This is a genomic window from Sinorhizobium terangae, from assembly GCF_009601505.1.
In the GTDB taxonomy this organism is placed as follows: Bacteria; Pseudomonadota; Alphaproteobacteria; order Rhizobiales; family Rhizobiaceae; genus Sinorhizobium; species Sinorhizobium terangae.
Genome location: NZ_WITC01000081.1, coordinates 23,275 through 36,477 on the forward strand (window position 1 = coordinate 23,275; position 13,203 = coordinate 36,477).

Consider the following 13,203-nt stretch of genomic DNA (forward strand, 5'->3'; position numbering starts at 1 on the left):
GTCACCGGTTGGACAGCGCGCTTCTGATCAGCGATGCCGCCGCCATTCCCGCTGCCTCCATATAGCTCGGATCGCGATGGAGCAAAACGACGGCAAAGCTGCCGTCGAGGAGCAGTAGAACCTGACGCGCAAGTACGCCTGCGCCGTCTATCCCCTCCACTTCGAGGCTCTGGCGTAGCCAGTTCTCGAATTTCTTCTTATGCGCTGCCCCGATGCGCATCGCGGGATGCCCCGGCATATTCGCCAGTTCGGCGGAGGTGCGCAGGAAGCCGCAGCCCTTCCATTTCGGGTGTCGGGCGGCGCGGGCGAGGTTGCGAAAGATACCCTCCACCTTTGTCGCCACATCGCCCTCGGTCTCGGCAAACCATTTCTGGAAGAGCGTGAGGTTCGGCTGATCGCGGCCGTCGAGATAGGCAGCAATCAGATCGTCCTTGCTGTCGAAATGATAATAGAGCGTGCGCTTCGTCACGCCGGCTGCTTCCGCCAGCGCATCGACGCTGACGGCGCGGATGCCCTCCGCATAGAAAAGCTTGGCTGCGGCGGAAACAATACGGTCGCGGGTGGAGGAAGAGGCTGTCATGGTCATGTATACCGACTAGTGAATATACATCTGTTTATCGCTCGCCTAGCCTGCTTCCGTCAACGCCACGGGAGATCGCCATGTCCGATACAGTGCTTTTCGACGTCACCGACGGCGTCGCGCTGCTCACCCTCAACCGGCCGGATAAACTGAACGCCTTGAACTACGAATTAGTAGACCGGCTCCTTTCCCTCCTCGACCTGATCGAAGTCGACGACACCGTCCAGGCGGTCATCCTCACTGGCGCCGGAGAGAGCGCCTTTTCAGCCGGCGGCGATATCCACGAGTTTTCCCGCAGCGTGGCGCAGGGCGTAAATGCAGCCGTTCGCGATTTCGTGCGGCGCGGACAAAGGCTCACCGCCCGGCTGGAAGGCTTGCCGAAGCCCGTCATTGCGGCCGTCAACGGCCTTGCCTATGGCGCCGGCTGCGAGATCACCGAAGCCGTCCATCTCGCGATCGCCAGCGAGCGCGCACGCTTTGCCAAGCCGGAGATCAAGCTTGCCATGCCCCCAACCTTCGGCGGTACCCAGCGCCTGCCGCGCCTCGCCGGCCGCAAGCGCGCGCTCGAACTGCTTCTCACCGGAGACGAATTTTCCGCGAGCCAGGCGCTCGAACTGGGACTTGTCAACAAGATCGTGCCGCACGAAGACCTCATCGCTTCCGCCCGAGCCTTGGCTCTCCGCATCACACGACACTCGCCCCTTGCGGTGGCGGCGATCATCACCGCGGTCACGCGCGGCCTCAACATGACGATCGGCGAAGGCCTGCTGAACGAGAGCGAACAATTCGGGCGCATGGTGCCGAGCCATGATCTCACCGAGGGGCTGCTAGCCTGGAAAGAACGGCGAGAGGCGCATTACACCGGACGCTGACTCCTTGGAGAGCTAGCTCCGCGCGAAGCCTAGCACGAACAGTGCCAGCGCTCCGATCGAGGCGAATGTCCGGACGTGGTTCCACCAGACCCAATCCGTCAGGTACCGCTTCTGCCAGATCTCTTGAGCGGCCTCCCCTGAGGCTGCCGCAAGCGCATCGTTCAACGGCACATTGAAGACGATCGTCACCAGCAACGTTCCGACGACATAGACAAGGCCGCCGGCCGCAAGCAGCCAGCTACCCTGCCCTCCAGTAAAGAAGGCAGCGCCGACGAGAATCAGCCCGAGAAGTGCCGTTCCCATGAAAGTCGTGAGAAAGAGCGGATTCTGGATCACATCGTTGATGGCGTTCATCGCGGCAATCCCTTGCTCGGGCGGCAACCGCGACAGGGCCTGCATGATGCAGACCGAGAAGATGAAGAACAGACCGGCCATCAGGCCGGAACCGATGACGGCGGCGAAAGCCAAAGCGGGAATCAGGGCAAGCATTGCACAACACTCCAGGTATCGGCTGCAGCCGGAACATCGCAGATGTGAGCAGTCCTCACATTTGCAAATGTGATAAATCCTCGTATTTTGCCAGTCAAGCTAGAATGTGAGCGATACTCATGATTGAAGAGCAAACTCCGGGCGTGGGGCCAACGGAAGAGCAACCAGGCCTTCGCCGCACGCCGAGCCAGAAGCGCAGCCGCGAGCGCGTCGAGCATATCCTCTCCTGCGCCACCAGGCTGATCGAGAAAAAAGGCAGCGACGCCATGCGCATGAGCGAGGTCGCGGAGATGGCCGGCATCTCCATCGGCTCACTCTACCAGTATTTTCCCGACAAGGCGGCGATCGTGAGCACCCTTGCCGAACGCTACAATGCCGCCAGCCGGGACTGTATCGCGAACGAGTTCGCCAAAATCACCACGCTCGCCGAATTGCGCAGCGCCTTTTCGGTGCTCTTCGACACCTACTACGATATGTTTCTCGCCGAGCCGGTGATGCGCGACATCTGGTCGGCGATGCAGGCGGACAAGACCCTGCGCGAAATCGAACTCGCCGAAAGCCGGGCAAATGGACGCTTGCTTGCCGAAACCTGGGCAAGGGTTCAGCCGGAAACGCCACGCAAAAGAATCGAAGATGCCGCCTTCCTCATCATGCATCTTGGTGAATGCACGATGCGGCTCGCAGTCTCGGTCGACAAGCCCCAGGGCGACCGCATCGTCGCGGCCTATAAGCACATGATCCTTCGTGAATTTGTCGCGGATGCAACGGGAGAAGCCGCAAGTTCAATTGACATCGCCCCCGACCGATCCTAATCATCGGGGATCGATTGGTTCTCGGAAAGCGAACGCGTTCCGGGAGTAAACGGGAACGTGACGGATGGACCCAACCTGGGCATCTTAATCACGGCCGACCCCGCGACTGTAGAACGGCGTGAATTTGCCATTCCGGAGCGATCCGGAAGAAGCCACTGGGAAAGACCGCGAGAGGGCGGTTCGATCCTGGGAAGGCGAGGCAAATCCTTGGTGCAAACCACCTGACGCCGTGAGCCAGGAAACCTGCCAAGCGATGCGGGCACAGTGCCCAACCCGGGAAAGGTCCCAACGCCATCACGGAGGTTGTCATGGCTACGTCTACAGCTTCGAGCATTTCGCTCTCCCTTAACGATCGTCTGGTCGCGGGCATCTCCGCCCTGTTGATCGGCGCCTTCCTCGTCTTCGGTGCAGGCCTCGCGAATTCGGCCGTTCTGCACGATACGGCGCACGACACCCGCCATTCCTACGGCTTCCCCTGCCACTGATCGATGCCATGGAACGCACTACAGCGCCGCGCGTCTTTTCGGACGCGCAAAGGACGCTGTAGCACTTTGAATTGCTGCATGTTTTTATCCTTAAATCGGCTACGATTTAAGGAAACGTGCAGCAGGCGTTCCATCTCGAACAAGAGCGGATCGCTTCTCCGGCGTATAGCACGCGAGCGCATTTGCCGTTGGGCATGCGCTCCGGCGTGCTTCGTCGGCGTTTTGCATCCATGGAAACCGGAAATGGCGCCAGCTGTGGCGTTTGTGCGGCGTTCGCGCTTCGGAGTAGCCACGTGCCGGATTGAGGAATATCGACAATGATCGTCAAGACACTTCTGGCCGCGATCGTGGCCGGGCTGATTGCCGGCGTCTTCATGACCGCCGCACAGGAAATGCGCGTCGTGCCGCTGATCCTGCACGCCGAAGAATACGAGGGCGAAGCGCCGGCAGCGGATCAGCCGGCAACGCAGGAGCCTGCAGCCGCGGGCCACGACCAGCATTCGTCGCTGAACAGCACTTCGCCGCTGGGCGCGCTTGCTTCCGCGCTCTCGCCGGTCACGCCGGCCTATGCGCATGAGCATGAGGGCGATCACGAGGAAGGCGGCATCATGTTCGGCCTGAGCCGTTTCTCCGGCACGCTTCTCGCCAATCTCGTGACGGGCGCCGGATTTTCTCTGCTGCTTGCCGGCGTCAGCCTTGTGATCGGCTATCCGATCACGCTCGCGAACGGGGCGGCCTGGGGCGCTTTCGGATGGCTTGCCGTCCACCTGCTGCCGGCGATCGGCCTTCCGCCCGAACTACCGGGCTTCCCCGCGGCCGAACTCGGCGACCGGCAGGTCTGGTGGGCCGCGACGGTGCTGTTTTCGGCGGTTGGCCTCTACCTGCTGGCGCTGCGCCCTGAACTGGTCGCCAAGATCGCGGGTCTCGTGCTCATTGCCGCACCGCAGGTCTACGGCGCACCGCAGCCGCTCGACATCTCCAGCAACGTACCCGCCGTCCTCGGCGCCGAGTTCGCCGTCGCCGCGCTCGCGACCACGCTTGCCTTCTGGCTCGTGCTAGGGGTGGTTTCCGGCTTCATCAACGACCGGTTCGTCAAGGCGCATTAATCACATTCTGATCGTTGCTGCCCCTCTCCTCGGGTTTAACCCGAGGACTAGCCCTCTCCCCGCTCGCGGAAGAGGAGACGACCATAGATCCGTCTCCACTTGCGGCAACGTCTTGAGTTAGAAAAGACGCCGCCGCACCCACCTTGCCGCCCACGGTCGCACGCGGGGAGAGGCACGAGGGCGGCGCCACGCGCGTCCTTCTCGCCCGTCAAAACGGGGAGAAGGTGCCGGCAGGCGGATGAGGGGCCGACTCACCCCGTTCGATCGCGAGCAGTCTCAAGCAAATGCGCCCGCAGCCGTTCGCGACGGGCCTCCGGCTCAAGCAACACGCAGCTGTCGCAATAGCTGCCGCCGTCGGTGCGATAATAGAGGCAGCACCCGCCGCGCATCCTGTAGGTCCGCGAAAGTTCTTTCCCGCCCTCCCCTGTGGCTTTGATCCTCTCGTAGCAAAGCGCCTCGGAGTGGAGCGGAGACCCGGCGCGCTTGACGATCGCCAGCGCCTGCGCGATCGCCTCCTCCTCGGTTCCGCACCGTCGTCCGACTTCGAGAAAGGCACCTGCCAGACTGTCGGCAGCAAGCCGCCACTGCGCCCGCAGCGACAGGCCGCAGCGCCGCTTCAAGAGTGCGATGACCGGCCTCAGATGAGCGACAAAGCGATCGTGAAAAAGCCTTTCGGGATCCCCGGGGTCGCTGGCGGAGACTTCGCTGAGTTGCGTGCAGAAATGAAACCGTCGCGCGTCGACGGCGCCCGCCTTGAGCGGAGGCGCGTAGTGCTCGAAGCGTAACCCTGTGACGTCTGGAATACGGCCGCTGTAGAGATAGATGGCGGCGGCGGCGAGGCTGAGTTGATGGCTATAAAAGGCGATAAGATGCGCCGCCCGCACCTTGTTGTCCATGCCCGCGCCGAAGCGCTCCTGATAGGAAAGACAGGTCTCGACGCCGGCCGATCCCTCGGCCCAGAATGCCGACGGAACTTGCATGTCCTCGTCCGGGGTTAGCGAGCAGGCAACCTCGGGAAACGCGGCGTCGAGCCAAGCGACGGCGGCCCTCGCCTCTCCTTCGCCTGCGGCGTCTCCCATCTTCAGCTTCCGCGCATTCTCCATTCCATCTCCGTCGCGCTTAGACTTGTGGACCATCCGCCAACAGCCAGCCACCCTCGAAACCGGCCCGGCGCAGTCCTCGGCCAAAGGCAGGAATGCTGCGTGTGATATCCCAGAGCAATCCGCTTCTCCAGTTCTCGATCATCATGACCGAAAGGCCCTGGTCAAGCCCGACGATCCTGTCATCGATCCACCCCTCTGCGCCCTCACCCGGCAGGCTCGGATTGAAGCCACCTGGAAGGCGGTCGTCAGTGAGCAGCGCCGGATAACGGGTGAGAAGATGGCCGAGGCTTTCAAGGCTGGCCTCCGGCTCGAAGGGCAGGCAGGCGAGCGGTGCCCAAGGCACCAGCGTCCCGTCGTCGACGCCGAAGGGCGCGCCGCGCGCCGCATAGCCGAGCATCCTTTGCCAGCGCCCGTCACGAAGCCGTAACCGCCCTTTCGGCGCATGGCAGGCGCTGAAGCCCCAGAGATCGCGGCTATAGCCGGCAAAGCCGCCTGGATTTTCCTCTGCATGCGTGCGCTGAAGCACGATCGCCCGACGGGTGTTCTCGAAATAGTCGCTCGCCGTCTTGCGCATCCCCGCATCGCGAATCTCGCGAAAATCGATCCAGGCGTGGGGAAAGAGGTGGATGAAAAGCGCACCCGCGTGAAGATGCCGCGTGTCGCCGATCGGGAGCCATTCATGGGCCGCGGTGAAGGCATCGTAGCTCCCGGGTGCAATTGCGTGGCGCGGCGCGGCCAGCGCCAGCACATATAGCAACAGCGCCTCGCTGTATCCGCGCCAGCGATACCTGAGAAACCGGCCGGGCGGCCGCCAGCCCATCGCCAGCGTGTCGCCGCGATTGAGCGCCCATGCCCAGTCCGCCCGCTCGAAGAGCCGTTCGGAAAGGCTGCGGATTTCGATCTCGTCCCGCCTGCGCTCGGAGAAATAGGCAGTCGCCGTCAGCACGCCGGCAAAGAGCAGAGCGCTGTCGATGGTCGAAAGCTCACAGTTCCAGGTGCGCTCGCCGGTGCGCATGTCGAGAAAATGATAGTAGAGGCCACGGTAGCCGGTGGCGCGTGCGTCGCTTGCCTGTCTGCCCGTCGCGAGAAAACGCAAAACCGTCAGCACACGACGCGCAGCATCTCCACGGCTGATCCAACCACGCTCGACAGCGACCGGATAGCAGGCCAGCCCGAAGCCTGTGGCGGCGATGCTCGACGGCGATCCCTCGCGCGATGTGTCCGCGACGAGACCTGTCCCGGCATCGGAATACCGGCGAAAATAGCCAAACGCGGCGCGCTGCAGGCGATCGATCCGCACAATGTCCCTATTAGAGGTGGATTGAAGCATCCCGGTCCCGTCTGACGCACTTTTTCGCGAGAGGCGCAGCGCTCGTGCCGTCTGCGTCAGCGATGTCTAACGCTGTGAGAGCGGCATCCTTTCGCCCGGCGCTAGATTTCTTTCAAGGGTAAAATCGGGCAAGGAGGGTATCGGTGATCACCGAATATTGTAGAGACGATCGTTCGCAATTGTCGCGCAACGCCAATCCTGTGCTACATTCTTCCCAATGCCTTGATTTTGGTGTGATGCAATCCAAACTCACAGATGTGATCGATTTTTGAAGTGCAGGGTGCGGGCAAACCGCCTCGTATTTCCGCATCCAGCCCCCGAAGTGACCACGCGCAGAAACGGTTGATGCGATGTTGAGCACGTTGGCATTGATCCTGGCCCTCAGTGGGAGTCCGATCCATTCGGCCGCCATGCAGGCGGATGTCGATGTGGAACTGGTGCTGGCCGTCGACATGTCCGGATCGATGGACATGGAGGAGGCACGGGTCCAGCGGTCCGGCTATCTCCAGGCGCTGCGGCATCCCGAATTCATCAACGCGGTCAAGGGCGGCCTGATCGGGCGGATCGCGATCGGCTATTTCGAGTGGGCGGGGCTTGTGAACGAGCAGTCGGTCGTCTCATGGCAGGTGATCGACGATGCCGCGGACGCCGAAGCCTTCGCCGCGAAGGTTGAGGCGCGTCCGATCGGCACGCGCCGCGGTACGTCGATCTCCAACGCGATCCTGTTCGGCACGAACCTGATCGATTCCAACGCCTTTTCGGGCGCACGCCGGGTGATAGACATTTCCGGCGACGGGCCGAACAATACCGGCCCGCCAGTCACACCCGCCCGCGACGGCGCCATATCTCGCGGCATCATCATCAACGGGCTTGCGATCCTCATTCGGCCCTCGGTCTCGACCGGGCCACTCGACCAGTACTACGCGCAATGCGTCATCGGCGGACCGGGATCCTTCGTACTTCCAGTCCATGAACCAGAGGATTTCGCGATCGCGATCCGCCAGAAACTGATCCTGGAAGTGAGCGGCCTGCCCCCGCCGCCCACCCTGCAGCTCACGGCCACGACGCCCGGTGCCGACTGCCTGATCGGCGAAAAGCTCAGGCCGGGATTTCTCGATCGGATCTATCCCGAACTCGATCGATAAGGTGCATCCAATGGTCGTTATTCGCTGCCGGGCATCAGCGCGGAAACGCCGCCGTCGACGAAAAGTGTTGTGCCGTCGATGAAGTCGGAATCGGGGGAGACCAGGAACAGGATGGCGCGGGCGAGATCGTCCGGAACACCGGGCCGATCGCGCAGGTTTACGACCGGCCGATTCGGATCGAACGTATCCTTTCCGACGGGCGAACCGATCTTGTTCGGCACCACGCAGTTGACACGGATCTTGTGCTTGGCGAGCTGGATAGCCAGCGAGCGCGACAGATTGGTGACACCTGCCTTGGCAGCCGTGTAGGCGACGGCGCGCGGGCGTCCGTAAAAGCCCGAGGTCGAGCCGACATTGACGATGTTGCCGCCGTGCCCCTGCGCCACCATCTGCTGGGCGAAATATTTGCTCATCAGGAACGTGCCAGTCAGCGTCACGGCGATTACCCGGTCCCATTCCTCCTTCGTCACGTCGAGAACGTGCTTGTTGTCGCTGATGGCGACGTTGTTGACGAGGATATCGACCTTGCCGAAGCGCTCGGTGACATCCTTGACGAGCGAAATCACGCCTTCTTCGTCGGCAACGTTGGCGAGGAACACCTCGGCCTTGCCGCCTGCAGCTCGGATCTCCTCCGCGACGCGTCCGGCGCGCTCGGCGTCGATGTCGGTCACGGCGATGCTCGCGCCCTCCTTTGCCAGAAGCTTCGCCGTTGCCTCGCCGATATTCCGGCCAGCGCCGGTAACGACCGCCACTTGATCGATCAGTTTCATTCTGTCCTACCGTTCTTTGGTGTGGAGTGATCCGGCCGGCCGCTGAGGACCGGCCAGGAGACTAGAGCTTGTTGTCCGGTCGCCACCGATCGAAGCGGCGTTCGATCATCCTCAGGATGTTGGTGAGAACGACGCCCGCGGCGGCAATCAGGATGATGCCGAACATGACCCGGTCGGTCTGGAAGGTGGCGCCGGCGACGGAGATGAGATAGCCGACCCCGGCCTGTGCCGAGTACATCTCGCCAACCACGATGCCGATGAGCGCGTGGCCGAGACCGAGGCGCAAGCCCGTCAGCAGGAATGGAACGGCGGCCGGGAAGGCAACAGTCAGGAACATCTGCCTGTCGTTCGCGCCGAAGGACCGAGCCACCTTGATGTAGTCGCGTTCGACGGTCTGGACGCCGGCGGTCGTGTTGATGAGGATCGGAAATACGGCGCTGAGAAAGATGATCGCGAACTTCGAACCGAGGCCGATGCCGAACCAGATCATGATCAGCGGCAGCAGCGCGATGCGTGGTGTCGCGTAGAGCGCCGAAATGATCGGGTCGAAAGCGGCGTCGAAGCGGCGGTACCAGCCCATCAGGATGCCGAGCGGCACACCGACAATGATCGCCAGCCCATAGCCGACAACCAGTTCCAGTCCGCTGATGGCGAGGTGCGGATAGATGCTGCCGTCGGCGAACATCGCATAACCGGTTGCGATGATGCGGCTCGGCGAACTGGTGAAAAGCGGATTGACCAGGTCGAGGCGGACGACCGCCTCCCAGAGCAGCAGTGCCACGATCATGGTGAAGCTGCCGAGAAGCGCGTTCTCGTGGCGCACCAGCAATTCGTAGATGGCGAATTCCGACTTGCGCGGCCTTGGGATTTCTCGTTCTTCGGTAACGGATGTCATCTCTCGCTCCCTCAATGCACGCGCAGAAGGCCCATGCGGGCACTTTCCTCTTCGATCAGCCGCCAGATATGGCGGAAGATCTCCATGAAGCGCGGGGTATGCTTCAGATCGAGCGTGCGCTCCTTCGGCAGGTCGATCTCGACGATCTCCTTCACCTTCGCCGGGCGTGCGGAAAACACGACGACGCGGTTGGAAAGGAAGATCGCCTCATCGATCTGGTGGGTGATGAACACGCCGGTCTTCTGGGCCCGATCGAGAATGCGCAGCAGCTCGAACTGCATGAATTCGCGCGTCTGCGCGTCGAGCGCCGCAAAGGGCTCGTCGAGCAGCAGCAGTTCCGGATCGACGGCGAGTGCCCTTGCGATGTTGACGCGCTGGCGCATGCCGCCGGAAAGTTCGCGCGGATAGCTGTCCTCGAACCCGGCGAGCCCGACGAGCTCGACGAACTTGCGTGCACGCGCGGCGATCTCGTCCTTGCTCAGGATCTTCTGGATCTCCAAGCCGTAGGCGACGTTGCGCTGGACCGTGCGCCAGGGAAAGAGGGAGTCCTGCTGGAAGACGAGGCCGCGATCCGGCCCCGGCTTCGTCACCTCGCGTTCGTCGATGAGGATTCTGCCGCCATCGATCGAGACGAGGCCGTCGACGGCGGCGAGAAAAGTCGATTTCCCGCAGCCACTCGGGCCGACGATGCTGACGAGTTCACCCTCGTTGACGCTGAAGTCGATGCCGTCGAGTACACTCAGATCGCGCTTGGTGCGATCATTGTAATAATTCAGTTTGACGCTATCGGCCTTCAGCTTGACCGGCGTTGCCTGCAACATGGGTTGTCCTCCCGTCTTGTTCGCAGTTTCAGTCGAGCGCCTTGAAGAAGCCTTCGCGGTCGAGCGCATCGAGCGTGGTTGTGTCGACGATCGATTCCGGCTTCACCGAGGCCGCAGCCGGCAGCGTCTTCGAAAGCTCCGCCAGGACCGCAGTCACACCCGGAATCGAGGGACGCAGATCCTGCGGGTACACCTTCTCCGAATAGAAGCGGAACGCCTGTTCGACCGACGGCCCCTTCTCGAGCTTCAGGAAGGAAGCCGTCACCTCCATCGCGTCCTGCGGATTGGCACGGAAGGCGTGCAGGCCCTCGCCCATCGCCATGAAGAAGCGCTTGACGACGTCTGGGTTCCCGGAAAGATAGTTCCGCGAGGTCACATAGGCGGTGTTCGGGTAATCCTTGACGATCTCGGTCACGTCCACCAGCATCTTCGAGCCGGCATCGACCATTTCCTGGGTGCGCGGATACTGCGACATCAGCCCCTGGACCTGATGGCTTTCATAGGCAGCCGCCCGAGTTCCCTCGCCGCCGAGCTGAAGAATGTTGACATCCGTCGGCTCGAGCCCGAGGGACTTCAGCGCGAACTTCAAGGCGGTGTCGGTCGACGAACCGAACTTGCTGATGGCGATGCTCTTGCCGCGCAGCTGATCGGCATTCTGGATCGAGGAATCGACGACAAGCTGGAACGGCAGCTTGTTGGCCATGCTGCCGATGATGGCGATATCGGCACCGGCAACGGCGGCCGCGATCGACGGCGTATAGCCGTTCTGGGCGATGTCGATCGAGCCGCCGACGAGCGCCTGGGTGAGCACCGAACCGCCCTCGACATAGATGAGGTTGACGTCCAGGCCGTGCTTTTTGAACAGGCCCTTGGCAAGCGTGTACTGCATCGGCGCGCTCGTCATGGTGAAGCCGTCATAGGCGACATTCACCTTGGTAAGGGCTTCGTCTGCCGCTGCCGGCGACAGGGCGCCGGCAATGAGGCTCAACCCCGCTGCCAAAACGGTCTTCAATAGATTTTTCATGCTCTCCTCCCACGGTTGGCTTGCCCTCACCCGGCTCTCCTCCGAACCAGGATGAGGGGGATTGGTTTCAGCTAAGCAGGCTCTGCATTCGTTCCTTGTTCATCGACTTCATGAGCTGGTCGACGAGGCCGTTGAGCGGCAACGGCAGCTTGACGCTCTGCGCAAGGTCGAGCGCGACGTCCATGTCCTTTTCCGCCCACTTGCCGGTGCTCTTGCCCCAGCGCGACAGCGACCAGTTGGCACCGGAAGAATGCATCAGCGCGGAGACCAGCGTCGGCACGTCGGCGCCGAGCTGCTTAGCGAGGCTGAGCGCTTCAAAGTTGGCGCAGATGCAGGCCCAAAGCAGCATATTGTTGGTCGTCTTTGCGATCTGGCCGGTACCGCTCGGCCCGATATGAAGGATATTGCTGCCAAAGGCCGAAAGCACGGGGCGCGCCTTCTCAAGCCACTTCGCTTCGCCGCCGACGAAGACCGTCAGCGTGCCGTTGTCGGCCGCTTCCTGGCCGAGCACGACCGGCGTATCGAGAACACCGACGCCCTTCTCGGCCGCCTGGCGCTCAAGCTCTCGGCAGGTGTCGGGCGCGATCGAGCTCGCAATGCAGATCACCGACCCCGGTGCCAGCGAGGCGAGAAGCCCGCCCTCGCCGATCACGTCGACGACCTGCTTGTCGGTCTGGACCATGACGACGACAACTTCGGCACCGCTGCCGACCTCTGCAATGCCCGCCTTGGTCGGAATGCCGATCGCCTGCGACTTGGCCGTGGCCTCGACTGAGACGTCGTAGCCGGCAACGGTGAAGCCCTTCTCTTTCAGGTGCCGGGCCATCTGGTAGCCCATGGCACCGAGCCCGATCACCCCGGCCGTCGGTTTCGTGTTCACAATTCCATCCATAGTCTTCCTCCTGATCTCGCTTCAAGCCGCCCCGGCCTTCGACCGTGCCGCCCGCAATCTCTGCGTCGCCTCCTGATCGAGGCTCGGGCCATTCGCTCCCGCCACCAGCACCACGCCATAGTCGCGTCCGGCCGCCTCGACGGAGACATACCCTTCCCTGACGTCGGCAAGCACCGATGCCGGATCGCGCGTCAGCGGGTCGCCGTAACCGCCACCGCCCGGCGTTTCGAGTTCGAACACATCGCCGGCCTTAAGCGGATAGTCGGCGTAGCGCGAAGGCAGGCGCTTCCAGCCCTCCTCGTCCGGATTGATCCGGATGTCGCCGGTGCGACCGGGCAGGCCGTCGGCATAGCCTTCCGCCGGAATGACGTGCTTGGTCGAGCGGATCGAAAAGCGCGCATCGGTGAGGTTCAGATATTTGCGCCGAATGCCGAGCCCGCCCCGGAATTTGCCGGCACCGCCCGAGTCTCGGATCAACTCGAAGGCAAGCACACGGGTCGGAAACTCGCTCTCGATGATCTCCACCGGCGCGATTTTCGCGTTGCTCTGGTTGACCGTCGTTCCCGAGGCTCCGTCGCGCGTCGAGCGGGCCCCCGCTCCGCCACCGACGATCTCGTACTGCACGTAGCTGCTGCCGGTATTCGTGCCGCGGCCGCCGAGGATGATCGACCGGCTCCCGCAGCCGTCGGCTCGCGAGCGTTCCGGCACCACTTGCCCGAGCGCCGCGAAAATCCCGTCGACGACGGCGTGAACCGTCGGATTATAGGTGTTCACCGGCGCCGGATAACGCGGGTTCAGGACGCTTGACGGCCGGGTCTCGACTGCGAAGGACCGCAGGATGCCGCTGGTGATGAAGATGTTCGGGTCCACCAGCGAGAT

Annotated in this window: 15 protein-coding genes and 1 riboswitch; of the genes, 5 read left to right on the forward strand and 10 right to left on the reverse strand. The window is 62.6% G+C overall.

Annotated elements, in window-relative coordinates; all coding sequences use genetic code 11:
* Position 1: 1 nt before the first annotated feature.
* Positions 2-580 (reverse strand): TetR/AcrR family transcriptional regulator, encoded by a 579-nt coding sequence (locus GHK62_RS19580; protein WP_153440783.1) that lies wholly within the window; start codon positions 578-580, stop codon positions 2-4.
* 80 nt (positions 581-660) lie between these two features.
* Between GHK62_RS19580 and GHK62_RS19585 the strand changes: the two genes are divergently transcribed.
* Complete coding sequence (locus tag GHK62_RS19585) at positions 661-1,452, forward strand: crotonase/enoyl-CoA hydratase family protein (protein ID WP_153440784.1); 792 nt, start codon at positions 661-663, stop codon at positions 1,450-1,452.
* Positions 1,453-1,464: 12 nt separating this feature from the next.
* On the opposite strand, the gene GHK62_RS19590 is transcribed toward GHK62_RS19585, so the two are convergent.
* Complete coding sequence (locus GHK62_RS19590; protein ID WP_153440785.1) at positions 1,465-1,941, reverse strand: anthrone oxygenase family protein; 477 nt, start codon at positions 1,939-1,941, stop codon at positions 1,465-1,467.
* 119 nt (positions 1,942-2,060) lie between these two features.
* On the opposite strand from GHK62_RS19590, the gene GHK62_RS19595 reads away from it, so the two are divergent.
* The 3 genes from GHK62_RS19595 (at position 2,061) to GHK62_RS19610 (ending at position 4,344) form a co-directional block, all read left to right on the forward strand.
* Entirely contained in the window at positions 2,061-2,753 is a 693-nt protein-coding gene (locus GHK62_RS19595) for a TetR/AcrR family transcriptional regulator (protein ID WP_153440786.1), read from the forward strand.
* Positions 2,752-3,018: riboswitch (cobalamin riboswitch) on the forward strand. (Overlaps the previous gene by 2 nt.)
* 43 nt (positions 3,019-3,061) lie before the next feature.
* Positions 3,062-3,238: a CbtB domain-containing protein gene (locus GHK62_RS19600; protein ID WP_136506572.1), complete on the forward strand. Its 177-nt coding sequence runs from the start codon at positions 3,062-3,064 to the stop codon at positions 3,236-3,238.
* 317 nt (positions 3,239-3,555) lie between these two features.
* Positions 3,556-4,344 carry a CbtA family protein gene (locus GHK62_RS19610; protein WP_153440788.1) on the forward strand — a complete coding sequence of 263 codons (789 nt, stop codon included), beginning with the start codon at positions 3,556-3,558 and terminating at the stop codon, positions 4,342-4,344.
* Positions 4,345-4,595: 251 nt separating this feature from the next.
* Here GHK62_RS19610 and GHK62_RS19615 read toward each other — a convergent pair whose 3' ends face one another.
* Both GHK62_RS19615 and GHK62_RS19620 read right to left on the reverse strand, forming a co-directional pair.
* A complete protein-coding gene (locus GHK62_RS19615) occupies positions 4,596-5,447 on the reverse strand; it encodes an IucA/IucC family C-terminal-domain containing protein (protein WP_234886968.1) in 852 nt (283 codons plus the stop codon).
* Positions 5,448-5,463: 16 nt separating this feature from the next.
* Positions 5,464-6,777 carry a glucoamylase family protein gene (locus GHK62_RS19620; protein ID WP_153440789.1) on the reverse strand — a complete coding sequence of 438 codons (1,314 nt, stop codon included), beginning with the start codon at positions 6,775-6,777 and terminating at the stop codon, positions 5,464-5,466.
* Positions 6,778-7,127: 350 nt separating this feature from the next.
* Here GHK62_RS19620 and GHK62_RS19625 point away from each other — a divergent pair, with 350 nt between their 5' ends.
* Entirely contained in the window at positions 7,128-7,922 is a 795-nt protein-coding gene (locus GHK62_RS19625) for a DUF1194 domain-containing protein (protein ID WP_153440790.1), read from the forward strand.
* A gap of 17 nt (positions 7,923-7,939) precedes the next feature.
* Here GHK62_RS19625 and GHK62_RS19630 read toward each other — a convergent pair whose 3' ends face one another.
* The 6 genes from GHK62_RS19630 to GHK62_RS19655 all read right to left on the reverse strand — a co-directional run.
* A complete protein-coding gene (locus tag GHK62_RS19630) occupies positions 7,940-8,692 on the reverse strand; it encodes an SDR family NAD(P)-dependent oxidoreductase (protein WP_153440791.1) in 753 nt (250 codons plus the stop codon).
* A 61-nt stretch (positions 8,693-8,753) separates the two neighbouring features.
* Positions 8,754-9,587, reverse strand: a complete 834-nt coding sequence (locus tag GHK62_RS19635; protein WP_153440792.1) for an ABC transporter permease — start codon at positions 9,585-9,587, stop codon at positions 8,754-8,756.
* Between the two features lie 11 nt (positions 9,588-9,598).
* Positions 9,599-10,408 carry an ABC transporter ATP-binding protein gene (locus GHK62_RS19640; RefSeq protein WP_153440793.1) on the reverse strand — a complete coding sequence of 270 codons (810 nt, stop codon included), beginning with the start codon at positions 10,406-10,408 and terminating at the stop codon, positions 9,599-9,601.
* 28 nt (positions 10,409-10,436) lie between these two features.
* The gene (locus tag GHK62_RS19645) at positions 10,437-11,432 is read right to left on the reverse strand and encodes an ABC transporter substrate-binding protein (protein ID WP_153440794.1); all 996 of its coding nucleotides are present in this window, start codon (positions 11,430-11,432) and stop codon (positions 10,437-10,439) included.
* Between the two features lie 67 nt (positions 11,433-11,499).
* Positions 11,500-12,324 (reverse strand): NAD(P)-dependent oxidoreductase, encoded by an 825-nt coding sequence (locus GHK62_RS19650; RefSeq protein WP_153440795.1) that lies wholly within the window; start codon positions 12,322-12,324, stop codon positions 11,500-11,502.
* Between the two features lie 21 nt (positions 12,325-12,345).
* Positions 12,346-13,203: hydantoinase B/oxoprolinase family protein (locus GHK62_RS19655; RefSeq protein ID WP_193571420.1), on the reverse strand; the 858-nt coding region annotated here is incomplete at its 5' end.